Origin of the sequence: Paenibacillus sp. OAS669 (genome assembly GCF_014873645.1) — a bacterium.
In the GTDB taxonomy this organism is placed as follows: Bacteria; Bacillota; Bacilli; order Paenibacillales; family NBRC-103111; genus Paenibacillus_S; species Paenibacillus_S vulneris.
In genome coordinates, this window is sequence record NZ_JADBDR010000001.1 from 1,073,610 (window position 1) to 1,097,961 (window position 24,352).

Annotated in this window: 19 protein-coding genes; 6 read left to right on the top strand and 13 right to left on the bottom strand. The window is 52.9% G+C overall.

What is annotated here, in order from left to right:
* Positions 1–172 precede the first annotated feature (172 nt).
* The 10 genes from GGC63_RS04310 to GGC63_RS04355 form a co-directional block, all read right to left on the bottom strand.
* The gene (locus GGC63_RS04310; protein ID WP_318780977.1) at positions 173–1,927 is read right to left on the bottom strand and encodes a hypothetical protein; all 1,755 of its coding nucleotides are present in this window, start codon (positions 1,925–1,927) and stop codon (positions 173–175) included.
* Positions 1,928–1,943: 16 nt separating this feature from the next.
* Complete coding sequence (locus GGC63_RS04315) at positions 1,944–2,903, bottom strand: sugar phosphate isomerase/epimerase family protein (RefSeq protein ID WP_192701212.1); 960 nt, start codon at positions 2,901–2,903, stop codon at positions 1,944–1,946.
* Entirely contained in the window at positions 2,893–3,939 is a 1,047-nt protein-coding gene (locus GGC63_RS04320) for a Gfo/Idh/MocA family protein (RefSeq protein ID WP_192701213.1), read from the bottom strand. The genes GGC63_RS04315 and GGC63_RS04320 overlap by 11 nt, the downstream gene beginning before the upstream one ends.
* Positions 3,936–5,036, bottom strand: a complete 1,101-nt coding sequence (locus tag GGC63_RS04325; RefSeq protein WP_192701214.1) for a Gfo/Idh/MocA family protein — start codon at positions 5,034–5,036, stop codon at positions 3,936–3,938. The genes GGC63_RS04320 and GGC63_RS04325 overlap by 4 nt, the downstream gene beginning before the upstream one ends.
* A 150-nt stretch (positions 5,037–5,186) precedes the next feature.
* Positions 5,187–6,737, bottom strand: coding sequence for a response regulator transcription factor (locus GGC63_RS04330; RefSeq protein ID WP_192701215.1), 1,551 nt, complete (start codon positions 6,735–6,737; stop codon positions 5,187–5,189).
* Complete coding sequence (locus tag GGC63_RS04335; protein ID WP_192701216.1) at positions 6,724–8,529, bottom strand: sensor histidine kinase; 1,806 nt, start codon at positions 8,527–8,529, stop codon at positions 6,724–6,726. Before GGC63_RS04335 ends, GGC63_RS04330 begins: the two co-directional genes overlap by 14 nt.
* 193 nt (positions 8,530–8,722) lie before the next feature.
* A complete protein-coding gene (locus GGC63_RS04340; protein WP_192701217.1) occupies positions 8,723–10,018 on the bottom strand; it encodes a Gfo/Idh/MocA family oxidoreductase in 1,296 nt (431 codons plus the stop codon).
* A 186-nt stretch (positions 10,019–10,204) separates the two neighbouring features.
* A complete protein-coding gene (locus GGC63_RS04345; protein WP_225947968.1) occupies positions 10,205–10,897 on the bottom strand; it encodes a response regulator transcription factor in 693 nt (230 codons plus the stop codon).
* 122 nt (positions 10,898–11,019) lie between these two features.
* Positions 11,020–12,957: a DUF2334 domain-containing protein gene (locus GGC63_RS04350; protein ID WP_192701219.1), complete on the bottom strand. Its 1,938-nt coding sequence runs from the start codon at positions 12,955–12,957 to the stop codon at positions 11,020–11,022.
* A gap of 239 nt (positions 12,958–13,196) precedes the next feature.
* Entirely contained in the window at positions 13,197–13,964 is a 768-nt protein-coding gene (locus GGC63_RS04355; RefSeq protein WP_192701220.1) for a methyltransferase domain-containing protein, read from the bottom strand.
* 202 nt (positions 13,965–14,166) lie between these two features.
* Here GGC63_RS04355 and GGC63_RS04360 point away from each other — a divergent pair, with 202 nt between their 5' ends.
* From GGC63_RS04360 to GGC63_RS04375, 4 genes are all read left to right on the top strand, one after another.
* Positions 14,167–14,928, top strand: a complete 762-nt coding sequence (locus GGC63_RS04360; RefSeq protein ID WP_192701221.1) for a TIGR02206 family membrane protein — start codon at positions 14,167–14,169, stop codon at positions 14,926–14,928.
* 45 nt (positions 14,929–14,973) lie between these two features.
* Complete coding sequence (locus GGC63_RS04365; RefSeq protein ID WP_179135820.1) at positions 14,974–15,144, top strand: hypothetical protein; 171 nt, start codon at positions 14,974–14,976, stop codon at positions 15,142–15,144.
* Positions 15,145–15,408: 264 nt separating this feature from the next.
* Positions 15,409–16,701 carry an arsenic transporter gene (locus tag GGC63_RS04370; RefSeq protein WP_318780985.1) on the top strand — a complete coding sequence of 431 codons (1,293 nt, stop codon included), beginning with the start codon at positions 15,409–15,411 and terminating at the stop codon, positions 16,699–16,701.
* Positions 16,702–16,757: 56 nt separating this feature from the next.
* On the top strand, positions 16,758–18,302 hold the full coding sequence (locus GGC63_RS04375; RefSeq protein ID WP_192701223.1) for an ATP-binding protein: 1,545 nt from the start codon (positions 16,758–16,760) through the stop codon (positions 18,300–18,302).
* 96 nt (positions 18,303–18,398) lie between these two features.
* Here the strand turns inward: GGC63_RS04375 and GGC63_RS04380 are convergent, their stop codons facing one another.
* From GGC63_RS04380 to GGC63_RS04390, 3 genes are all read right to left on the bottom strand, one after another.
* Positions 18,399–18,695 (bottom strand): cobalt transporter, encoded by a 297-nt coding sequence (locus GGC63_RS04380; RefSeq protein ID WP_192701224.1) that lies wholly within the window; start codon positions 18,693–18,695, stop codon positions 18,399–18,401.
* A 233-nt stretch (positions 18,696–18,928) separates the two neighbouring features.
* On the bottom strand, positions 18,929–20,824 hold the full coding sequence (locus GGC63_RS04385; RefSeq protein WP_192701225.1) for a PrkA family serine protein kinase: 1,896 nt from the start codon (positions 20,822–20,824) through the stop codon (positions 18,929–18,931).
* Between the two features lie 195 nt (positions 20,825–21,019).
* Complete coding sequence (locus GGC63_RS04390; protein WP_192701226.1) at positions 21,020–22,348, bottom strand: sn-glycerol-1-phosphate dehydrogenase; 1,329 nt, start codon at positions 22,346–22,348, stop codon at positions 21,020–21,022.
* A gap of 118 nt (positions 22,349–22,466) precedes the next feature.
* Between GGC63_RS04390 and GGC63_RS04395 the strand changes: the two genes are divergently transcribed.
* Together GGC63_RS04395 and GGC63_RS04400 are read left to right on the top strand one after the other, a co-directional pair.
* Positions 22,467–23,306, top strand: coding sequence for a DUF2161 family putative PD-(D/E)XK-type phosphodiesterase (locus GGC63_RS04395; protein WP_192701227.1), 840 nt, complete (start codon positions 22,467–22,469; stop codon positions 23,304–23,306).
* A gap of 164 nt (positions 23,307–23,470) precedes the next feature.
* Positions 23,471–24,340, top strand: a complete 870-nt coding sequence (locus GGC63_RS04400; RefSeq protein WP_225947895.1) for a polysaccharide deacetylase family protein — start codon at positions 23,471–23,473, stop codon at positions 24,338–24,340.
* The last annotated feature ends 12 nt before the right edge of the window (positions 24,341–24,352 follow it).

The window sequence follows — 24,352 nt, forward strand, 5'->3', positions numbered from 1 at the left end:
AAGATCCGTATCCGTCAAGCCGGGAAGGCGTATCTCGATCCGCTGCCAGACTGCAAAGCCGCATCCCCCTCATACAGCTCTTTGAAAAAAATCAATCAGCTCCTCACAGGCTACATGCCCGTCAGGCAGCGCTTCCAAAACCTCCGTAAATGAAATCCAGCCACTGCCTTCTTCACGAGAAGGTTATCGTAAATGTACGGTCAAACGGTGTCATCAGATTCAAATGCACATATTGGCATCCGGAGGGATGCTCGTCCTCCCGCAGTACGGGCAGCCAATGCTCGTACGCCCCGCCTGCAATCTCTAATGCATCCTGCCCCTCCGCAATGCGGGCGGCCCCGCTCTTCAGAAAGAAGCTGCCCTGCCCCGCTTGGTGCAGGTCTTCCCCAGCGATATGGGCCTCCGCACTGAAAATAAACGTTAGCTGTGTATAGACATCCTCCAGCTCCTCCGAGCGAAGGCGAAGCTTCCACCCGGCATCCCCCTGCGTCAGCTCCGCAGACAGCCTAAGTGTCTGCTCGTGCGTAAGAGGACGATGCTGGTGCGGCAGCAAGTACCACGGGCTCAGCCGAAGCCGGTCCGCCGGGCTTCCCGGGAGAAGACGATCCGGAATCGGCCCGTTATAGCCTTTGGTTCGTCTTGCCGTGAGCTTGAAGGAATTCATCCCCTGCTTCTCTGCCAGATCATCGAATTTGACAATACCCGGAGAGAAGGAAGTGCTCAGCTTGACCCCAAGCAGCCTCACGTCTCCATGCCGCAGAGAAAAGAACGAAGGCGATTGACTCATCAAGGTCACGCTTGTTAGCCCTTCGCGAATCCGGACTATCGGCGCTCCGAAAGCCAGATGCATGCTGCTGTGCTGAATGCGCTGATGATGTCCCACGCTGCCAAGCTGCCGCAAATGCGCTGCTAACGGATGACCGGCATTGATGAATTTCTTATATTCCTGCGGCAGCTCGGACCGGTCTATGCCTGGGAGCTGCTGCAGCTCAGGAACCAGCAAATAAGCGAGCAGCGCGCTGTTGTTGACGGCGCCGGGCTGCTTTATGAACGAGGCAGCATAATCCGACATCGCTGCGAACAGCGGGTCCCGGTCCATCGCTGCCATCAAGCGGTAAATGAGCGCATAGCTGGCTAGATCCGCTTGCTGCCCGTAATCCTGACGCCCTGAATAGTCGGTCACGACCTCGCCCGACGGGTGGACCAGGTATACCATCATCCGAAGGTTACGGCGAACGGCGTCCAGCCACTCGGGACGGTTCAATGTACGGGCGGTATGGTACAAAGCGATATCGCTGACCGCATTGTAGATTCCGTTGCTCCGCTCCGTCCACTCTCCGTCTGCAGTGATGTCCATCCCTTCGTTCAGCCACTCGTCGGCCCTTGCGGCCAGCTCCGGTCGTCCGAACAGCTCATACAGCAGGCCAAGCGCCGCTGTAATCACCCACCGGTGATTCGGCGTATGACAGCCGCCGGTCAGCATCGCCGGGATCGTGCGCCCGAGGAACAGCTTCAGCTTGGAGATTACACCGCCAAGCTCTGGCCATCCCTCTTCATGGGCCTGCAGCAGCTGAACCATCGGCACAACACCGCCGATGACGAAGCCGGTATCCGGCGGCGAATGGTAATTCGTCGCGCCGAGGGAGATCGTCCCGTCTGCATGCTGACGGGACAGCATAAACTGCGCTGCCTGCTCCAGCGCCCGAAGCAAGACCTCATCGCGGTAATAGCGCGATGCCGGATTCACCAGCGCCGCTGCCCATACGGCCATCAGGGCCGGGGTGCCGAGATGGTTCGCCTGCGCGGTGCCGGTATCGTCAAGGATCCCTCCCGCATATTTGGAATGCGGGTCATGAACCTGACGGAGCAGCGCCTCCTGTGACCATTCATCGTTCATAGCCGTTAACCGTTCCATTATCGGTTTCACTATCGTCACTCCGTTCCTAGGATGTCAGCCGTTCTTTGCGAGCCGCAATTTTCCCGGTGATGAGGGCATGACTTCGGTGAATATCCTCCGGCTGGCACGCCGCCTTCAATTCATACACCTTCACCTTGGCGGCATCAACCGCTCCAAGGAAGTGGTCGAAGTAGTCCATATCCTTGCTGTGAACATAGGGACACCAATGATCGGACAGCTCCAGCGTCTCGTGGATGTGTACCCCATAGATGTAAGGCAGCACCAGCTCCAGCTGCCGCAAATTATCGTACAAGCCCATACGGTCCATCATCATCGCATGACCGATGTCATACCATAGATAAACCGGACTGCCCTTCAAGCCATCACAGATGGACTTGGCCTCCAGCAGCGTCGGCATCTGATAGCAGCGCGACCGCGTCTCGATGCCTATTGCCACGTTCCAGCCTTTGCGGGCTGCATAGCTGCAGGCCTCCTCCAGGCTGTCCTGAATCCGCTTGGCGTAGACCGGACTCAGCCGCTCCCGGCGTTCGGACATCTCCGCCCACAGCCGCGCATATTCCGGAGATTCCTTGCCGCGCTCCCGATACAGCCGCTTAAGCTCTGAGTCGATATTAGTATCGAACGGTACTTCGCCCGGATGGACCACGACCGCCTTCGCCCCGTACCGGTCTGCATATTCCATGGAACGGATTAACAGCTCCACGGAGCGTTTGCGCTTGGATTCATCATCAAAGCCGAGCATGACCGAATCAGTATCGTAATCCTTATCGTCTATAAATGGAAATACATTATGTACACTGGATACATGAATGTCCCCGTTCTCTATCATCGGCTCTATTGTGGCCAGCAGATCATCGTTCACGTTGTAATTCAGCTCTACGTACCGGAACCCGAGCTCCTTGATCTCCTCGATCATTTCCTTCCCGGTCTTATGCCGCTTGATGTTCCAGCACGTGGAAAACGAATAGGCTCCTTTATCGTTCATTTTCTGTTCCCCCTGTCTGCTCGGCTATATCACTTAATCGAACAGCTGTGCCAGAACGCGCCGAGAGATTGGATGCTTCGATCAGTCGGGTCAAATCAAGCGCCAGCCGGATATTTTCCTCCGCGACCGTGTTATTTTGAATATGCGATACCCATTGCTCGAAGGCAGACGGACTGGCGGCGGGAAGCTCCTGTTCCTGCCAATCCGGAACCCCCTCCCGCTGCAGCTTCACGCTCTTCACCAGCAGCCGTTCATCGTGACGGGAGAACAGCAGACTGCCTTCGGTTCCGTGCACCTCAATGACGAACGGAGAGAAGGGATTGACGAAGCCCGCTTCTACAATTGCCATCGCCCCGCTTGCATAGCGAAGTACGGAGACGGCATTGTCCTCAACCTCGCGGCCCGTGATGTGGCCGAAGCTTGTGCTGACGCTGTCCGGCATGCCGAGGAACAGCCTGGCTAGAACCATCGGATGACAGCCCAGATCGGTCAAAGCGCCCCCGCAGCACTGCTCCAGGCTGAAGAAATGCGGCGGAAGCCATCCGTTCGGAGCCTTCCCCGAAGGCAAAGCCCCGTTATGGGACAGACGCACCCGCACCAGCGTGAGCTGCCCCAGCAGCCGTTCATTCAAAATGTTCTGTACCGCCAAAGTAAACGGAATATTCAGCCTGGGCAGAGATACGGTCAGCTTGACTCCCGCTTCCTCCACCGCCTCCAGCACGTCCAGACATTCCTGCGTCGTAGGAGCGATGACCTTCTCCGTAAAAATATGCTTGCCTGCCCTGGCGGCGGCAGTGATTACCTCGTGATGCATGCTCGTCGGAGCGTCGACAATGACCGCATCGATATGAGGCTGTGCCAGAAGCTGCTCCAAATCGTCGTAGAACATGACGCCCCGTTCGGCCGCCTGCTCCCTGCCCCGATCCGCATCTTCATCCCATACGGCCACAATATCCGTATCCGGGTGCTCTAAAGCTTGCTTCGCATAATCCTTGGCGTGAACGTGCCAAAAGCTTAGCATGGCTATCTTGATCATATCCAGCTCTCCTTGTCGTCAAAATAGACGGCCCGGCCTGTCCGGTTGGATTCATAGATCGCTTCGAGTATTTCCGATACGACGCACGCCTGTTCCGGAGTGACCAAAGGCTGCTTATCATGAATGACCGCGTCGATCCATAGCCGGATTTCTTTATCCTGCATACTCTCTTTCTTGCCCTCATAAAAGTCCGCGCCCTTAGCTTCAAACTGCAGCTGATTGACATATAGACGCGAGTGCTTTTCACCATTAATCCGCAGTCCGTCCTGCATGTCCGCTCCGCCTTCCGTACCGCAAAGCGTGCATTTCGCTTCCTTCACATCCAATACGTTCAGCGCCCAGCTGGATTCGAGCATAATGGTTGCTCCGTTCTTCATAACGATCATCCCGAAAGCGGAATCCTCGACCTTGAACTTGGCAGGATCCCATGGGCCCCAGGCGTTGGCCGCATTCTCCCTGGGGGACAGCTTATGATAAGCCGTTCCCAACACCACCCTCGGTTCATAATTATTCATCAGCCATAAGGTCAGATCGAGCGCATGCGTACCGATGTCAATTAACGGCCCTCCGCCCTGCTTCTCTTCGTCCAGGAACACTCCCCATGTCGGAACCGCACGTCTGCGGATGGCATGGGCTTTGGCAAAATAAATGTCACCCAGCTCGCCATCCTCGCACAGCTGCTTCAGATATAGGCTGTCCGCACGAAACCGGTTATTGTAACCGATCGTGAGCTTTTTCCCGGTGCGCTTTGCTACCTCCACCATACGGCGGGCGTCAGTGGCCGTCTTCGCCATCGGCTTCTCGCACATGACGTGCTTGCCCGCTTCGAGAGCCGCAATCGATATTTCCGCATGAGAGTCGTTAGGGGTACACACATGAACAACATCTATCGAAGCATCGGCCAGCAGCTCTCTGTAATCCTCATACACTTTTGCTCCCGGGGCGCCGAATGTCCCGGCCGCTTCCTGCGCCCGCTCCATGGAAATATCATAAAAAGCGGTGACCGCCACCTGCTCCAGCTTCTTCAGGCTCGGCAAATGCTTGCCTGTCGCGATTCCCCCGCAGCCGATTATAGCGACGTTTACTTGTTCTCCCATTAGCTTCTTGGCCTCCTATGAATGTTCAAATAGTCTATATGGATCATTATAGGCGGACAAAAAAAAGAACCCTTAAAAATTTATAGAGGAATCTATAAATTCATTGGGTGTGTGTAAAAGCTCTGTAAAAGAGTGGAGCTCCCCTGCGGTTCATGGAATGGGAACCCTGCGGTACTCCTTCGGCGACATCCGATACTGCTGCCGGAACACGTTGGTAAAATAATTCGGCTCATCAAAGCCGACCGCGCAGGCAATTTCAAATATTTTCATATCGGTATTGCGAAGCAGCAGGGCTGCTTTTTCCATACGAACGCGGGTAACGTAACGGGTGAAGCTCTCTCCCGTCGATTTCTTGAACAAAACGCTAAAGTAGCTTGGATTCAAATGAATATGGGAAGCCACATCTGTCAATCGGCATTCCTCGCTGTAATGCTCTTCGATATATTTGACCGCCCGTTCAATCAAATTATCGCTTTTGGAGGCCTGCCAGTTATTAAAGAGCAGTACGAAGCCTTGTACCTGCTCCCGAGCCCACTGAATAACCTCACCTGAGGACCAGTCGCTCTGCGGCATATGATAGGGGATCCCGGTTGTTACGGCGCCTTCCTCCGTTTCAAATTGATTGTGAACGGTATTGTGCATGGCTATGGATAACGACAAGGCATACAGCTTCATCTCATCAGCCGACATGGATTGCAGCTCCCCGAGCATCAGGTCCAGCAGCTGCTGAAGCTGCTCCGCCTGGCCTGTCATGATGGTGCTTATGAGCTGCACCTCAATCTCCTTCACGCGCGCTTGATTCAAGGACAGCGATGCAGAGGTTCCTGCTTCGTCGGCAGCCGCCGACAGCTCCGGCTTTGCGTGATCGGCCCTTTTCATCTTTGCATACAAGCCGGCCAATTGCCCGACCTGGGGCGCTACTCCCATCGAAACCCAATGCAAACGAAGATTCAAATATTGGAGAGCGGAGCCCTCTATCGATTGACGAATCGAATTCCCGAGGCTTAGGCGCTTTGAAACAAGAACAAACCGGTCATGTTCGATTAGGATAAGCCTGGCCTCAAGTCCTTCCGCCCGAAGCAGCTCCTCGACGATGTTGGAAAGCGCGAATTGGATAAGACTCAAATCGCTCTTGCCATACTGCTTCTTCGCCAAATCCTCTTGATCCAGCTGCAGCTGCCACAACTCGGTTCCTTCCAGCAGCTCCTGCAGGCGGGAGGCATCCTGCGGCGTATAGGGCAAATCGAGCAGGGCTGCACGAAGCGTCTGGTCCTGCTCCAGCCTTTGCTGAAGCTTCCGGCTCTGCTTCTGCGCATACTGCTCGTAGAAGCGCTCCGACGCTTTGACCAGCACCTGCCTCACATCCTCCTCCGTGCACGGCTTGATTAAGAAATCCAGCGCGCCATGGCGGACGGCCGCTTGAGCGTATTCGAAATGCTTGTAAGCCGTCAAAATAATGACCAGCATATCCGGGTATCTTTCCCGAAGCCTCCCTACAAATTCAATCCCGTCCATCATCGGCATTCGGATGTCGGTAAGCACCAGATCCGGCTGTACATGGTCCAGCAGCTCCAGCGCATCCTGGCCGTTACCGGCCTCCCCGGCTACGCTCCAGCCGAGCTTGCCGTCCTCTACCATCCGCGCAAGCCCCTTACGAAAATGAGGCTGATCCTCCACAATCAGTACTTTACCGTTCAGCATGCATTATATCCCCCTTCTCTGCAATATCCAACGGCAGAATCAATCGCATCGTCGTGCCGCTCTCCGGCACGCTCATGATTTCCAGCCGGTAAGGCTTGCCGTATACGAGCTCTATTCGTCTAATTACGCTTCGTACTCCCAAGCTTTCCCGGCCGTTGCGCTGAGGCAGCGAAGCGCCGGGGCTGCCGAGCAGCTGTGATAAAGCCATAGCATCCATCCCGCAGCCGTTGTCGATCACTTCGATTTCCAAGGCCCCTTCTTGCTTCCTTGCTTTGATCACCAGCACTTTATGAGATACTTTCTTGCGGAATGCATGCAGGAATACGTTCTCGACCAAAGGCTGCAGCAAGGAACGCATCATCCTGCAGTTCAGCACTTCTTCCTCTACCTGAATCATCGTTTCCAGATCGGTTTCGAACAGCTCCGTCTGCACCTTGACATAGTTGCGGATTTGCTGAATTTCTTCCTTGACCGTCGTCGGCGTCCTTACAGGCATCAGCGAATACTTCAGCATTTCCGATATGGCGGCGATAAGGCCCGCCGTTTCCTTCTCATTTTGCAGATACAGCTTCCAATAAATCTCGTTAAACATATTGTGCAGGAAATGCGGGTTTAACTGGGCCTGCAGCGCCTTGAGCTCGGCCTCCCGCTCGCTGATCTGCGTCAAGTAGACTTCCTTGATCAAATGTCCCACATGCTCTGCCATCGCATTGAAGCTTTCGCCGATATAAGCCAGCTCGTCCTTCGTCCGCACTTCGATCCGTACATCGAAATCGCCGGAGCGCACCTTGCGCAATCCTTGCAGTAAATCCTTAAGCGGCCGCAGCAGCTGGCCCGTAGACAGAATGATCAGCACGCTGGCAAGGATAATGCTGATTAAACCGGAGAATACGATTTTTTGTGATAAAATCTGATTTTTTTTGCGAATTTCAGCCAACGAGGTTCCGCTCACCAGCTTAAACGATACAGTCTGGGATTCACTCTCGACGAACAAATGGTTCTCCATGAGCCGGGTATCGTCCAGCTGCTTGAGCATACGCAGCTTATCGCCGGATTCGGGCTCAACGTTGCTGTACAGCAAATCCTGGGTCTGATTGAATAAGTACACTTCGCCTGTGCCGTCCTTGGTCAGCTCCTTCAAGGAGCTGGAGAAGAACGATTCGTCTATAGCCATCACGAGCATGCCGTAGGTATGCAAAAAGCTGTTTTTCATCCAACGGGCGACGATGATCGTCTGACGGAAGCCGCTCGGTTCGACCGTGCTCGGCAGCGGCATGCTCATCCATACGAGATCTCCGTAAGAATCGTTGATTTTGGAACGGATAACCCGGAACACGTAAGCGTCGAACTTGTTAATGGAGGAGCTGGTATAGCTGAAGTAGGAAGGATTTCCGTTCAGATCATATAAATACATCCCTGTAATATAGGGCGCATCGAACTTGATCTGATACATCTGCTCTTCGATCTGCTTTTTGTCATAATACAGATTGTAAGGGTCCACTGATTCATTTTCGTTGATGCGGATGATCATTTTCTCAATCTGCGGATTGAACACGATCGTTTGCGAAATCCGGCTGATTTCCTGCACCTTCAGCTCCAGCTTGTTCAACGCTTCATCGTTCGTTCGCGAAAACTGCTTGCTGATCTCCTCTTCAAAAAGTCTCAGATTATTCTCGTAGGTCAAATAACCGGTAATGCCGAACGATAGCAAAATAATAAATGACAAGCTCAAAATGAGCTTCACCTTAAAGCTCTTGTTAATGCCGATGATCCATCGATACCCAATTCCCATATCATGTCCCCTGTCGTTAGGCTGGAGCTGCTGTCGCTCTATGATAGGCCGATAGTATTATCCCCGTATTAACGAGATGTAAATATCGGATGATAGGAATGCCCGAATCCGAAAGACTTCGAACCCGGGCGTAGAAGGTTGCGGCCATCTCCCGCAATGCGAGGTCGAGCCTGTTTTGCTGATGCTTTAAGGATCAACCCTTTTTCATCACTTCAAAAATGATCGCACGAAGCGGTTCATCGCTGTTATTCTCCAGCCCATGCTTCCACCAAGGCTTATTCAGCACGATGTCTCCTGCCTTGACCTGCCGCTGCACGCCGTTCACCGTCATGATACCGGTACCCTCCAGAATAATGAACACTTCCTCATCCTCCCGATGACCATGGTACCCGATGGAGGAGCCTGGCGGAATTTCGCAATACCCCATGAACATGATCGGCGTGTCGAAATCCTCCTTGGAGAACAAACGTTTGCCGTAGGTCAACCCTTTGCCGTGGTGGCTGACACCCGGTTCCCCGAACTCCGCCTCCAAATAATTGCGTACGATCATCGGACCGTAGCCCCAGCTGGCAGACGTATCGACCATTTGCCCCTGCTGAATGGACTCCCTTGCATAATGAGCAAGCGCTTGATTTCGCAGGTAGTCCTTGGCGCTCGTCTCCGCCTCTCGCTGCTCCTCCAGCGATTGCAAAAATTCACTGAAGGCACCCGGCGCGTCCACATCGCTGAAATCGTCGTAATGAGCCGTCTCCCCATCCTTGGTCAAATAAATCTGGTTGTCGATCAGCTCCAGACAGCCCTCCGAGCCTTCTATACGCCAATTGCCGGACCAATCCGTTGTCTTGCCCTTGGAGCGCGTCGAGCAGGTGAAGGTGGCAGTGATGCCTGCCTGCATATCCATAACGATATGAAGCTGGTGCCGGTACGTCGCGAACACTTTGCCTACCTCACGCCCCGTCAAGTAGCGCACCAAATCGAAGTGGTGAACGACCAGCTCTTCCAATATATCCAGCTTATCCGGCAGAGGTCTGTCCGTGCTGCGGTAAAATTCCCCATCGACGGTCAAGATCGTCCCGATGCTTCCCTCCTCAAGCAGCTGCTTCAGCTTTCTTATGAACGGGAATCGCCGGTAATTTTCCGCTATCATATAAGGGATGCCTTCCTTCTCGGCCCGCTCCACCATTTCCTTGGCGTCCGCGTAATTATCCGCAATCGGCTTCTCACTAAATACCGGCAGCTTATGATCAAAGGCGATTTGATTGATATGTTTATGTACATGCCTCGGCGTAACGTTCAGCAGCACATCCGGCTTTTCCTGGTCAATAGCTTCCGCAATCGAAGTGTAAAAGGGCACTCCGTCCTCCTCAAATCGGCTTCGCTTGCTCTCATCGCTATCGGCGACCGCCAGTACCACCTCGCTGTACTGATTGCGAAGTCTCCGGTACCACCCGGAACCGAACCCCCCCACTCCCACTAAAAGCGCTTTCATATCAAAACCTCCCACAACTACAATTTTGTACAAATCTACAAGTTCATCATAGGGATATAGGCCAAAATAATCAATCCTTTTTTCGAAAGCAGCAACGCCTCTCCAAGTAAGAAGAGGCTCGATACGGATGACCCGCAAAAATGCAAAAAATAGCCTGGCCGGATGGCCTCATCCGCACCAGGCAGGTTACGTATAGATAAATTTATAACCGACGCCATGAACATTAATAATATGTCTAGGGTTCGCGGGGTCGCGTTCAATTTTTTTGCGAAGATTGCTGATGTGGACGATGATCGTTCTCGTGTCGTTGAAGATTTCTTGTCCCCACACTTCCCGGAACAGCTCCTCGCGAGTGATCGTCCGTCCGGGGTTTCCCGCCAAATAGCTCAGCAGCTCATATTCTTTTTTGGACAACAGAATCTCTTCATCATGGACCTTCACCGTCCTGCTGACGGTATCGATTTCTGTGGCGCCGAATCTCAGCTTAGAGGATGCTCCTGTCTTCTCGCTCTGCAGATGGGGCCGTCTTAGATTGGCTTTGACCCTGGCGATCAATTCATTCGGACTGAAGGGCTTCGTTATATAATCGTCCCCGCCGATTCCCAAACCGGTGATTTTATAATGCTCCTCCGTCTGGCAGCTGACGAAAATAATCGGAGCCGGCGAGATTTCCCGAACCTCCTTGCAGACCTCAAAGCCGTTTTTCCCCGGCAGCACAATATCCAAAATAATAAGATCGGGCCGCAGCTCCCGAACAAGCCTTATCGCTTCGTCGCCTCGATCCGTCCAGGCAACGCGGAATTGATGCGCTTCCAGATACGTGCTCATCAGCTCCCGAACCTCGGGGTCATCCTCTACGATGAAAATCGTTTGATCCATCACGAATTGTCACACCACCAAACAAATGATCGTCATTAATTGATTCAAGAATAAAGAATGTTATTCGATTGGTCAATGAAAAAACCAAAAGAAAACCCGGCGGTGTGCCAGGTTATCCTATTTTATTGGCTTTCAAAGGAAAGGGCCGTATCCAAAAAGCCATCCTGACGGTCCAGCAGCCCCAGATCGCTTTTCCCGTTTCCGTCAAAATCGTGAATGATCAGCTTCGCTCCCGGCTTTCCCCACGGACCAAAGGTTGACAGCAGCTGATATTCGTTCTCCCCTTTACGCAAATAAACGGTGAACCGGGAGGTCTCCGGGTTCCAGCGCAGCACATCCTCCTGGCTGTCTCCGTTAAAATCACCGATTCGGATTTCTCCGAATTCATCGGGAACATTCAGTTGAACCCGGTTAGTCTTCCATTCCCCTGCCGTCTTATCCGCCGAAAGCTCCAAGCCTCCGATGGTACTCGGGCGAGAGAGAAACAATACCTTTTCTCCGCTAATCTCCGTCCGCTGCTGAAGCTCATTCTTCCACTCGCTCTTCAGCGGGTAAGGCTTTAACGATTTCACCTCGCCCTTGCTGACGCATAGGCCGTTAACCTGCCTGCGGTCCGTGGAGAGCCCGGCAAGCACTATATCGCCGTCCTTCTGCTGAATGACTTGCAGATTCGCCCAGCTGCGGGCTTCCGTTGTCCAGCTGTTCTTGAGAACAAACTGCCGTCCGTCGGACACGTAACGCTGGAGCTTGCCGCCCGGTTGAACGACCCACAGGGAGGCGCTCTCGGCCGCATTAGTGCTGCTTACGGCTGCTGCCGCCCCGTTCGTATAAGTGACACGAGCCCATTCGGCAGGCTGCCCTTGAGGCTCATTACGCATCCCTTTGAAGGAGCCGGCAGCTACGGTGATCACTCCGTTCTTCACATCCCATGCAACGAGGTCGGCCTGGCCGTCCCCCGTAACGTCGGCAAGCATGAGTTTTTTCTGCTCGGTAAGCTTTCCTGAAGCCTGGGGCCCGGTTCCCGATTGGTTTCCGGCCCATTTCACACTTTGCGACGGTGTGAATGGCACATAGTCATGAATGGAGTAAAACACGTAGCGTTTGGCACGAATGCCGGTGATCAGCTTTTGCAGCACGCCTTTATCCTGATCCGGGTATTTATATTCCGGTAGACCGTCTCTCATCACCGGCTGCCCATTCTCATCCGTAACCGGAGTCAAATATTTAAATTCAAGAAAAGGATGGTAGAAGAACGAATTGATATTGTTCGTCTTGCCCAGCCGGTCGAGAATCACCTTTTCATCCTTGTTATAAGCAATGTAATCAAACGGCGTTGGAACGTAAGCCGCTCCCATGCTCGCCGCACCATATTTGTCATTACGCACATTCATATATTGGGCAGCGGGAGAATTGCGGTTCACCTGGACATCCGCCTGGTAATTCAAACCGAAATAGGAGCGGAACAGCTCATCCTGCTCGGGAGTAGAGCGATAATGAGGCGATTCCCAGAATTCCGGCGTAAGCCCCGCCTTGTTGAGTATAGCCAGGCCAGCTTTCAATCTGGGCTCCGCGAACGCAGCCGACATCGTAGAGCTCTCTCCCGGCTCGTCGAATTCGTTGCCGATCCCGGATTCATGGTGCCCGTCGTCGCGACGCACGTTGCCAACCTGATGCGTATAACCGTGCATTCCGAGCACGGCACCGTCTTGAACGGCCTGCTTCAACAGCTTCTGATAGGCGGCCACGTAGGGATTATCCGTCTGGTCCAACGAGACGTCATAACGGGATCCGTCGGCGGGATAATCCAGCCAGCGCGGAATGACGGCCAGGTGGTACGCCACATGCTGGTCCCGTAAATACTCCATAACCGCTCTCAGCTTGCCGAGCTGCTCTATCGATCCATACTGCCCGCCGGGGCCGATATCTTCGAGCCGCATCAGCACGAAACGGGGATTCGTCGATTCCCCCTCCACCCTGATATGATAAGAGGCAAACATCATAAAAATAATGAGTCCGGATATTGCATAACGCAGCCATTTGGAACGAAATATGGCGGACATTCAATCATCGTGCTCCCTTCTTGCTGTATAAAACATAAAAAAGTTGCGCCTGACTTAAACGCTTTCCATTTTTCCTAGGATGATTGTATCAGATTTCTGTCTCGGCGAATACGATTTTCTTTCAAAATTTAAAGCGCTTCCAGCCGGTATCCCGCTTAAGGTTTTGCAAGTCCGCAGCACAAAAAAAGCCAGGGTGCCTTCGCCCTGTTACAGGCGGCTCCCCGGCCTTCCGTTCCCTATTATTTCAACACTGCCGCAAACCGAAGTCTGCGGTAATCCGCCGTCCAATACTGACCGTTAAACAACTCGGCACGAAGGAGGGTGCAGCATTGCCTGTAAGCCTCCTGCTTCTCGTCCTCTATCAAACCGGAGAAAAACATGCCGGCAAACGTACGAAGCCAATGCTCCATCCCTAATTCCCGGTCAGGCAGCTCGGTCGGGCGGTCAAAGAGCTCCATAGAGCGGACCTCAAACCCCTGCTGCTCCAGCAAGAAGCTGTACTCACCAATGGTGGGAAAGTACCATGGATTCCGCTCTTCCGCATCGATACCCAGCGTACCCAGCACTTCGGCAATAGCGTGGCGGATCCGCCCCACGTTCCCGCTGCCCCCGAACTCAGCCACGAATCTCCCTCCTTGCCGTAATGCAAGGCCTACCGATTCGATGACCTGCTCCGGACGCTTCATCCAATGCAGCGCCGCATTGGAGAACACCGCATCAAACTTCTCCTGAAGCCGGAACGTGTGTCCGTCGGCCGTATCGAAGGTAAGCTTCGGATACTTGCTCCGGGCTTGCTCAATCATGTCCCGAGAGCTATCAATTCCTTTGCATTCCGCCCCCAGACTCGTAATTTCATGCGCCAAATCGCCGGTTCCGCAGCCCAGATCCAGAATTCGTTCACCGGGTGCCGGCGCCAGCCAATCGATAACCCCTCTGCCCAGACGTGATACAAAACCGATCTTGCTGTCGTAGAAGGATGCATTCCACTGCTGCCCGCTTCCGTTCATGAATATCCGCTCCTCTCTTTGTCTCTTCCTCTATTATGCGGTATTTTGTTTATCACTTGAAATATATAAAAGAAATCAATTTTATAGATAAAACCTATAACCTATACTTCATGGTACTAGTCGAAATTAGTACTTATGCACTTCCCTGTAACCGCGTTACACTACATTACAATCCAAGTTTTTACATGAGGGGGCAGACATAATGAATCCATATTGGGATGTATTCGCAAGCCAGCCATTCCTGCTTTTTTCCCCGTCCCATCTGGCAGCCATCATTTTGTTGGGCATTGCATGTTCATTACTTTATAGGAGCAGGCAAGGTATCCAAGCCGTCCCTGCGCTGCAAGCCGCAATTCGCTGGGGAATCCTGCTGGCATTGGCCGTTCCGGAAACGATGCTGAACCTTTGGTACGTGCAGCAGGGGCAGTGGGATGTTCGCAGGACGCTTCCGTTGGAGCTGTGCAGCATTATGGTTTTTCTATCCATCCTGCTCCTGTTAACCGGCGGCCGCCGGCTGTACGGGATCGTGTTTTTCGCCGGAATCGGAGGCGCGCTGCAGGCCCTTGTTACCCCTAGCCTAGGGTATGCGTTTCCTCATTTTCGTTTTTTTCATTTTTTCATCGTGCACAGCGCCATTATTATGGCGGCTTTATACATGACCTGGATTCGCGGCTATAGGCCCGATTGGAGAGCTGTCGGCCGAACCATGATAGTTCTGAACGGGCTGGCAGCTATCGTATGGGCCTTGAACGAGCTGCTTCAATCCAATTATATGTTCCTTATGCACAAGCCGCCGACAGCATCCTTGTTGGATTGGCTGGGGCCGCATCCCTATTATCTTCTGGCCGAGGAAGCGATTGCTCTAGGGATGTTTGCTATGATACATGCCGTTTTCTTCCTTTGGCCCCGCCAGCGGAAGCGAGCGAATTACGGGAACCAAGCGTGCGATTCAGCTGGTGAATAATATCCAGGACGTTGGTAAAAATACCCTCGTGAAAGGAGGAGTACGATGGATAACCATTTGAATCCCGAATCGACTCAAGAGGCAGAAGAGACGGCCCCCGCTTCCGAAAGTCTCAACGAGAGTCTAAACGCCGGACAGGATGATGCCCCCGGCATCGACTATACCAAAGACTTTATTTGGGGAAGTGATCAGGACGAATATGTCGACGAGTCTTGATTTTTGTCCCCTCTCAGACCGCCAATGGCGGTCTGAGCCCGTTTAAGAAACCTGGCCATGGAGGAACTCTGATAAATAGGCAGGAGAGGTTGCCCCTGTGGATTGAATACGCTCTAAGCTCCCCTCATAAAAACGTCTAAAAACGTACGATCCTGTCAATCTTCTTATTTAAAAATCGTTTTTGCTAATTATTGCATTTACTTCTCAAAACTTATAAGGCTATAATGAATTCATTGTGTTTATTTGGCTGGAGGATTAAATGAAATTATGAGTTCGGTTGTTGCCATTCTCTTATTTATTCTTACTATCACGTTGATCATTTGGCAGCCGCGCGGGCTCAATATCGCCTGGTCAGCCGTCGGCGGGGCGGTTCTTGCCTTGCTGGCAGGCGTCGTTTCATGGGCGGATGTTGCAGCAGTCACACACATCGTATGGAATGCTACCCTTACATTCGTTGCATTAATTGTCATATCATTAGTTCTGGACGAGCTGGGCTTCTTCGAATGGTCCGCTCTGCACATGGTACGATTATCCCGAGGTAACGGTATTCGGCTGTTCTTATTCACCATTTTGCTTGGAGCGCTGGTATCCTGCTTTTTCGCTAACGATGGGGCCGCTTTAATTCTCACGCCTATCGTTCTGGCACAAATGCGGGCCCTCAAGCTGCCCAGCCTTACTGTGCTGCCCTTTGTCATGGCCAGCGGCTTTATTGCCGATTCCACCTCGATTCCGCTTATCATCAGCAATCTCGTTAATATCGTATCTGCAGATTTCTTCCATATATCCTTCTCTGAGTATGCCTTGACGATGATGCTTCCCAATCTCTTTTCCTTATCAGCCAGCATCACGGTTCTTTATTTCTATTACCGAAAACACATTCCGGCGGTTTACGATACTTCCCTTGCACACCCGCCCCGGGAAGCCATTAAAAGCATGCCCATGTTCAAGCTGTCCTGGTATTTGTTAGGCCTGCTTTTTCTTGGTTATTTATTCGGTGAAGCTATGGGGATTCCGGTGAGCCTTATCGCCTGCTTCATAGCCGGATTGCTTATTTGGACAAGCCATCGGTTCAAGGTGATGAGCGCAAGCCGCATGATGAAGGAAGCGCCATGGTCCATCGTCCTTTTCTCTATTGGAATGTATGTGGTTATCTATGGGCTAAAGAATGCGGGACTCACCTCCCTATTGGGCCATTGGGTCGATTCCTTTGCCGCGCACGGCTTGTTTGCCGCCGCCATGGGAATGGGCTTTCTTTCGGCTTTCTTGTCCTCGATCATGAACAATCTACCATCGGTCATGATCGGCGCGCTGGCCATCGATACGACTCATGCCAGCGGAGCCATCAAGGCAGCGCTGATTTACGCCAACGTCATAGGCTGTGATTTGGGGCCCAAAATGACCCCTATCGGTTCTTTGGCTACGTTAATATGGCTCCATATTTTATCCCGAAAAGGCGTTAACGTGAGCTGGGGGTACTACTTTAAGACAGGGATCCTTCTTACGATACCAACCCTGTTCCTAACATTACTTGGACTTTATCTAAGCCTCTCGGTTTGACATAAGCTGTGATTCATATCAATGATAAGATGCAGGCAGGCAGGTGAACCAAAGACATGCAGAAAATTCCCGTCACCCGAGACGGAAAAAAAGGCTCCGACATTATGATCGTCAATTCCGATGACGTCGTCAAAATAGAATGCCTGAGGGAAAAGGAATACGTCATCCATACGATCAACGATAAATTTTATTGGACGGCTTCTCTCGAAGCCTTTGAAGAATGGATGTACGAGGAAGGGTTCCGGTTGATCGACCAGATGAACGTGGTCAATATGAACCACGTGGACGGGTACGATGTCAAGAAGGGCATCGTTTATTTGAGCACCGGTCAAGGAAGCCAGTACAAAACGGCATCCGCCGCATGGATTCATAAGGATCATATTACCAATGTACAAACGATGATCGGTGAAGTTAAGAAGCTGGACAAGAGCAGTGATCCGGATGAATTTCAAAGCGATATCTTCGAATCTATACTGGCCCAGGAAGAAGACAGCCGATTCGCGCGTTCCTATGCGATGATCCAGGCGATTTATGAAAAGAAAAAGGCGGAAAAAAAGCTTGAGCAAAGCGAGCAGCGGTACAAATCACTGTTTATGCACAATCCCGACCCTATATGCTCATTCGACAGCTACGGGTATTGTACCAGCGCCAACCCCGCTCTGTTTCAAATGACCGGCTATACGGAAGAAGAGCTGTTGAACAAGTCCATACACCATCTTATCATCCCGGAGCATATGACACGCTGGCAGGAGCAGTTTGCGGGGACGCTGCGCGGACAAAATCATCAATATGAAATTACGTTCCTGCATAAAAACGGAAGCACCGTCGAGCTGAGTGTGCTGAATGTCCCCATCGTGGTTAACGGCCAAATGAATGGCGTATATATGATCGGCAAGGATATCAGTGAACGAAAAAGAGCCGAGGAAATGCTGCTCCGTTCCGAAAAGCTATCGATTGTTGGCCAGCTGGCCGCCGGTGTGGCTCACGAAATCCGCAATCCGCTTACTTCACTCAAGGGCTTCGTGCAGCTGATGCAAACGAAAATCTCGGGCTTCGAATCGTATTTTAACATCATGATGGACGAGCTGGACCGGATCAATTTCATCGTCAGCGAATTTCTGGTCATTGCCAAGCCTCAATCCTTGCGTTCACAGCCGAGGGATGCCGGTCAGATACTGCAAAGCACCGTCGCTTTAATCAGCTCACAAGCGATGATACATAATGTAAAGCTGATGATGAACATCGAGGAGCCGCTGCCTCTCATCAATTGCGACGAAAATCAGATCAAGCAGGTGTTCATTAACATCTTGAATAATGCGATTGAATCGATGCCGGACGGGGGAGAGATCCTGATGGAAATCCGCTCCCGCGACGACAACCATCTGCTGATTCGCTTCACCGATCAGGGCTGCGGTATTCCCGAGGAACGGATTCCACGGCTCGGAGAGCCGTTCTACACAACCAAGGAAAAGGGAACCGGTCTCGGTCTGATGGTAACCTATAAAATTATTGAGAACCATGGCGGGCGTATGGAAATTCACAGTGTCGTCAATGAGGGAACCGTCGTTGAAATTACGATGCCTGTTATTACTTCCTCGTGATTTTTCCGCCAATAATTCAAAAAAGCCTTCGGTTCCGTGTTTTACGCGGTTCCGAAAGCTTTCTTTCTCTATAGCTCTATAGCATCCGTCACGTAATCAATAATAAGGATACGGATAGGAATAAGGATAGTATGGATCAGGATACGGATACGGGTATGGATATGGATTATACCCTCCATCGGTTATCACAATTGGAAAAATGTATGGGTTATAGAAGCCGCCTCCGTAATACCCCCCATGTCCGTGGTACCCCCCGCCATGGTAGCCGCCTCCGTGGTAACCTCCATGAAACCCTCCATGGCCTCCGTGAAATCCTCCATGTGAGCCTCCGTGACCGCCTCCGTGACCATCCGGGCGAATTTCCTCCGTATGTTCGAGTTGAGTATTCGTCATTCGGTATCTCCCGCTTTCTCAAGTGATATAGGCATTTGTCATAGTGTAGTTTATGTCGATGCGCCTAGAAGGGTGAATGCCTATAGAAAAATGGGCGGATACCTATTCATATCTCGTTGCAGGCAAGCAAAGTCACGTAACCAAAGCAGCCCCAAACAAACAGTAAGAGCCATCAATCGGATGGCCCCTCTAGATACACTCCTATTTATTTAGGGTAATCGGCGAAAGGCTTTTTAGCGGTTCAGCAAACTACCCACATATCTCAATAACTCGTTGGCTGATGCCGTTGTATAGCCATGCTCTTCCACGAGACGCTTAATCACTTCGTTGATCCGCTTCAGCTGGTTTTCGTCCGGAGTTTTCGTTGAAGTCGTAATTTTCACGATATCCTTCAAATCCGCAAACAGCTTCTTCTCGATCGCTTCACGCAGCCGTTCGTGACTGCTGTAATTGAAGCGATGCCCTTTGCGCGAATAGGACGACATGCGAATCAAAATTTCTTCGCGGAAAGCTTTTTTGGCGTTTTCCGAAATGCCGATCTGCTCCTCAATAGAACGCATCAGCCTTTCGTCCGGATCCATCTCCTCTCCGGTCAAAGGATCTTTAATTTTGCCCCAGTTACAATAAGCCTCGATATTATCGAGGTAGTTGTTGAACAGTGTTTTGGCCGATTCCTCAAACGAGTAAACGAACGCCTTCTGCACTTCCTTCTTCGCCAGCTCGTCATATTCCTTACGGGCAACCGAGATGAAGTTCAAGTAACGCTCCCGTTCTTCCTTGGTAATGGAAGGGTGCTGATCCAAGCCGTCCTTCAGGGCACGCAGCACATCCAAGGCGTTGATGAATTCAAGTCCCTGCCGGATCAAAGCGCTGGAAATCCTGTTGATAACATACCGGGGATCGATCCCCGACATGCCTTCTTCGAGGTACTCGTTTTGCATTTCCTTCAAATCCGCTTCTTTAAAGCCCTCGACCTCTTCCCCGTCGTACATGCGCATTTTCTTGACAAGGTCCATTCCCTGCTTCTTCGATTCCTTCAAGCGGGTAAGAATCGAGAAGATCGCCGCTGCCCGCAGAGCGTGAGGCGCGATATGAATATGGGCCATGTCGCTTTGCCGGATCAGCTTCGCATAAATCTTCTCTTCCTCCGACACCTTTAAGTTATAAGGGATCGGCATGACGATCATCCGCGACTGGAGCGCTTCATTCTTCTTGTTCGCAATGAAGGATTTGTACTCGGATTCGTTCGTATGGGCAATGATCAGCTCATCGGCGGAAATCAGCGCAAAGCGTCCGGCCTTGAAATTCCCCTCCTGAGTCAATGACAGCAAATTCCACAGGAATTTCTCGTCACACTTCAGCATCTCCTGGAATTCCATAATCCCGCGGTTTGCTTTATTCAGCTCCCCATCGAACCGGTATGCCCTCGGATCCGATTCTGACCCGTACTCCGTGATCGTTGAAAAATCGATGCTGCCGGTCAAATCTGCAATATCCTGTGATTTCGGATCGGATGGACTGAAGGTACCGATTCCTGTCCGGTTATCCTCGGAGATCAGGACCCGTTCCACCAGCACATCCTCTATGCGGCTGTTGTACTCGGTCTTCAACCGCATTTGACACGACGGGCACAGGTTGCCCTCGATCTTGATGCCAAACTCTTCCTCCACTTCGTGCCGCAGCTCCTGCGGTATCAGATGCATCGGCTCCTCGTGCATCGGACATCCTTTGATTGCGTATACCGCGCCCCTATCCGTACGCGAAAATTGTTCGAGTCCTTTCTTAAGCAGCGTCACGATCGTCGACTTGCCGCCGCTGACCGGACCCATCAGGAGGAGGATACGCTTACGCACATCCAGGCGTCTCGCGGCTGAATGGAAGTATTCCTCGACCAGTTTTTCAATGGCCGCATCAAGGCCGAATATTTCTTTCTCAAAGAAATGATACCTGCGTTTGCCGTTATCTTCTCCGATGCCTTGCGCTGCGATCATCTCGTAAACACGGGAATGCGCCGTCATCGCCAAATGGGGATTCTTGCGAACCAGGGCGATATAATCGGCAAAGGTTCCGGTCCAAGCCAGTCGTTCGGTTTCTGTTCGGTAATCTGAAATTTTCTTGAATATGTCCATGAGTTAACCTCCTCCGTACGGTGCATTTGCGGTCACTACATCAAAGAAACGAAGTGTATTAAATAATTATGCAGGGCGCGGGGATAAGTTGCCCGAAATTTTAGACAAAAACAAAAAACAGCGGCGGGACCGCTCCGGGCGGACGCTCTCCTTCAAGATCGTCCCCGGAATGTCCCGCCGCTGTTCAATGCCGTCTTACAGCCATTGTCCAAGCCGCATGATCGTATACCGATTGCGTACATACATCGCGTAGTGCAAGCTTTCCTGCAGCAGCTTCTCTTCAACTCCGAGCTCCTCTATCGTCGTCGGGCCGCCGGCTTGCTGCAGCCATTGTGCCAACGCTGCGGCTGACGGCACGCTCCGGCAAATGCCGCGGATAGCGTCCCAGCGTTCGATGATTCGCTCAGGCAGCTCACGGTCCCACGAGGGGTCCGCGCCGTCCCCGAGTCCATTCTCGGCCAGCACCTGATCGGCGATGCTGCCGTAGCCCTGCCTGATCTGAGCGCTCATTCGCTCAGGGGTCGGCACGTCGCCGCGCGCTTGCCTTGCGGCGATAGCTTCGGCGGCCGCTTCCTGCGTAAGCGCAGCGGCCGACTCATACAGCGCGGCCATCTTGACGGCCGCGACACCGACCTTGGCGCCGTGCAGAAGGGCTCGGCGCCGCTCTTGAATGAACCGCATCTCCCAATAATGGGAGAGATGATGCTCTCCGCCGGAGGCCGGCCGCGAGTGGCCGACAAGCAGCATGGAGATGCCTGACAACGTCAGGCCCTCCATCAGCTTGCGGACGCCGAGCTCCGTCCCGGCGGCAATCTCCCCGGCATGGTCGACGCACAGCGCGAGACCCTGCCGGGTCATCTCGGCGGCGAGCTCGCAGTACGGCTCGCCGAACAGCACCCGCCCGAGCTGCCAGTCCGCGAGCGAGGTGTATTTGCCCAGCATGTCGCCGAAGCCTGCGGCGATCATCGCTCGCGGTGACTTGACGAGCAGCGTCAAGTCGGCGAAGATAGCTTCCGGCGCCATGGCCGGAATCGTTTGTTTGAAGCCGCCGATAATGAGCGGCGCTCCGACCGAGGCGAAGCCGTCCACCGACGGGGCCGTCGGCACGGAGAGAAACGCACGGTTCGTCCGGTGAGCGACGAAACGAACCGTGTCGTGGATCGTGCCCGAGCCGACGGCCACGATCGCCTGCGCCGACGGCGTCACGTGCAGCATCAGCTGCACGATGACGCGCTCGTCGGCGGCGAGCTCCCCGTGCTCGTCTTCCGCGAGCACGCACAAATGCGCCTTCAGCTGTGCCGCCTCGCACAGCTGAAGCAGCTCACGACCGGCCGCTTCCAGCGTGTGCCGGTCGCAGACCAGCAGGAGCTCGGTGTAGCCTCGCTCCCGGGCATATGGCGCGAGCTCCGCCAGCGCGCCGCGCTCTATGACAATTTTGCGGATCGGAGCCGCGTGCTCTTGACCGCACTGGCACATAAACCGTTTGCCAAGCCACGGTTCGATTTGACCAACTTGTTCTATCATGGTTTCTTCCCTTTCTATAGTTGCAAGTCTTTAGGATCTATCTTATCAAAACTATGCTATAATGAACATAATTTTACATAGCAACATGAACCCAAGATTTCAAAGGAGACGAGCCGCTGTGGCGATCAAAACCGAGACGGAGCTGTACGCTCCCGTCAAAAGCTTCTTCGAGCAGCAGGGCTACCATGTCCGGGGCGAAGTCCATCACTGCGACCTTGTCGCGATTCGCGGCGAAGAGCCGCCCGTCATCGTCGAGCTCAAAAAAAACTTTTCGGTACCGCTGCTCCTTCAGGGCATCAACAGGCTTCGGCTAACCCGGCAGGTGTACGTAGCCTTCGAAATGCCGAACAAAAAGCGCGCCCCGCACGGCGCGACGTGGCCTGAGCTGCGCAAGCTGTGCCAGATGCTCGGCATCGGGATGATAACGGTACAATTTTATAAGACGAAAAAACCGCAGGTCATTATAGAATGCCATCCTCCGGCGGCAGCTTCATCCAAAGAGGGTTCGCTCTCCTACTCCCCCCTTCAGGAGAGCTTTGCGGAGCCGACGGATTATGCGGCCTCTTTGGAAGCCGGAACTGCTCCTGCAGCACCTGCCGTGCTGCCGCGGCATAACAAAAGAGCGGCTGAGCGGATCGTCCAGGAATTCAAGGAGCGCCGCGCCGATTACAATGTAGGAGGCAGCAGCAAGCGCAAGCTCGTCACCTCCTATCGGGAAAAAGCGCTCCATATGGCGTACCTGATCCGGCAGAACGGACCTATGAGTCCGCGCAAGCTCCGCGAGCAAACCGGTATCGCCAATGCGGCGAGCCTGCTGCAAAAAAACTTCTACCGGTGGTTTCTGCGCGTGGAGAGAGGCATCTACTCGCTTACGCCACTCGGTGAAGAAGCGCTGCAAACCTACGCACAGGTAGTGGAGCAGCTTCCACATCCCGCGCCTGCTTCCAGCTCTTCCTAATTTCCCCGCTCCCTCGGCTTAAAGCTCACTAACTGCGGCGCTTCTCCAAGACGCCGCCCCTTTTTCCACCGGGTCATCAAGACGATTCCATACAAAACAGACATATTCCTGTCTAGCTCCTTATATAAATAGAGTACTAGAGTTCTAAGCAAAGGAGCCTGTCTATGAGTTCAATAGAGCTGAATTGTATGCGTTTTCATCTTGTCCGCAGAGCGATGCGCCGCAGTACTCTTGCGGTATCGTGGCTGCTCGCCATGAGCTTGGTCCTGTGGGGATCGCTTGCTCCGACGGTCTTTGCCTATGACGATGAAGCTGCCTTCCTTCAGCAGAAGACCGCCGCGGCCAAAGCGGGGGACTCCTCGCCGCCCAAGCCCCCGCCGCCTATTCCCGTGCTCAATTACCACAGCATCACGGTCGACCCCGGCAACAGAGCGACCATAACCCCGGAAAAATTCGAAGCCCAAATGATGTACTTATCCGAAAACGGCTTTACCCCTTTGTCGCTCCGGCAGTTTACCGACATTATGGAGGGCGTGGAAAGCGCTCCTGAGAAACCGGTATTGCTCACCTTCGACGACGGCTATGCCGATAATTACGAGCATGCGCTTCCGCTGCTCAAGAAGCTCGGCTTTCACGCCACCTTGTTCATGTCTCCCGGCATGGTCGAGGACGGGTATTTTCTCAATTGGGATCAAATCAAGGAGATGCATGAAGCCGGATGGGATATTCAGCCTCATGGCATGACTCACCCTCATCTGCCGCTGCTGAAGAAAGACAAGCAGGAATATGAAATTACGGAAGCCCGACGTCAAATTGAGGAGCAGTTGGGAACGATCGCCGATGTGTACTGCTATCCGTACGGCGAATGGAATCAGACCACGCTTAAGATTTTAAAGGACCACGAATTCCGGTACGCCTTTACTATCGAGCAAGGAATGACCACTTCCAAGCAGGACCCGCTGAAGCTCAAGCGGATTTTCGTCAACGGAGAAGAACCTATAGAGAAATGGATCGCCCGGTTGTCACCGAATTAATGCAGCACCGGC

What these genes read in the sequence shown, in the direction of transcription:
- GGC63_RS04315 (WP_192701212.1), bottom strand. Translation starts at nt 2,903, where the DNA reads ATGAACGATAAAGGAGCCTATTCGTTTTCCACGTGCTGGAACATCAAG.
- GGC63_RS04320 (WP_192701213.1), bottom strand. Translation starts at nt 3,939, where the DNA reads ATGATCAAGATAGCCATGCTAAGCTTTTGGCACGTTCACGCCAAGGAT.
- GGC63_RS04325 (WP_192701214.1), bottom strand. Translation starts at nt 5,036, where the DNA reads ATGGGAGAACAAGTAAACGTCGCTATAATCGGCTGCGGGGGAATCGCG.
- GGC63_RS04330 (WP_192701215.1), bottom strand. Translation starts at nt 6,737, where the DNA reads ATGCTGAACGGTAAAGTACTGATTGTGGAGGATCAGCCTCATTTTCGT.
- GGC63_RS04335 (WP_192701216.1), bottom strand. Translation starts at nt 8,529, where the DNA reads ATGGGAATTGGGTATCGATGGATCATCGGCATTAACAAGAGCTTTAAG.
- GGC63_RS04340 (WP_192701217.1), bottom strand. Translation starts at nt 10,018, where the DNA reads ATGAAAGCGCTTTTAGTGGGAGTGGGGGGGTTCGGTTCCGGGTGGTAC.
- GGC63_RS04345 (WP_225947968.1), bottom strand. Translation starts at nt 10,897, where the DNA reads ATGGATCAAACGATTTTCATCGTAGAGGATGACCCCGAGGTTCGGGAG.
- GGC63_RS04350 (WP_192701219.1), bottom strand. Translation starts at nt 12,957, where the DNA reads ATGTCCGCCATATTTCGTTCCAAATGGCTGCGTTATGCAATATCCGGA.
- GGC63_RS04355 (WP_192701220.1), bottom strand. Translation starts at nt 13,964, where the DNA reads ATGAACGGAAGCGGGCAGCAGTGGAATGCATCCTTCTACGACAGCAAG.
- GGC63_RS04360 (WP_192701221.1), top strand. Translation starts at nt 14,167, where the DNA reads ATGAATCCATATTGGGATGTATTCGCAAGCCAGCCATTCCTGCTTTTT.
- GGC63_RS04365 (WP_179135820.1), top strand. Translation starts at nt 14,974, where the DNA reads ATGGATAACCATTTGAATCCCGAATCGACTCAAGAGGCAGAAGAGACG.
- GGC63_RS04375 (WP_192701223.1), top strand. Translation starts at nt 16,758, where the DNA reads ATGCAGAAAATTCCCGTCACCCGAGACGGAAAAAAAGGCTCCGACATT.
- GGC63_RS04380 (WP_192701224.1), bottom strand. Translation starts at nt 18,695, where the DNA reads ATGACGAATACTCAACTCGAACATACGGAGGAAATTCGCCCGGATGGT.
- GGC63_RS04385 (WP_192701225.1), bottom strand. Translation starts at nt 20,824, where the DNA reads ATGGACATATTCAAGAAAATTTCAGATTACCGAACAGAAACCGAACGA.
- GGC63_RS04390 (WP_192701226.1), bottom strand. Translation starts at nt 22,348, where the DNA reads ATGATAGAACAAGTTGGTCAAATCGAACCGTGGCTTGGCAAACGGTTT.
- GGC63_RS04400 (WP_225947895.1), top strand. Translation starts at nt 23,471, where the DNA reads ATGAGTTCAATAGAGCTGAATTGTATGCGTTTTCATCTTGTCCGCAGA.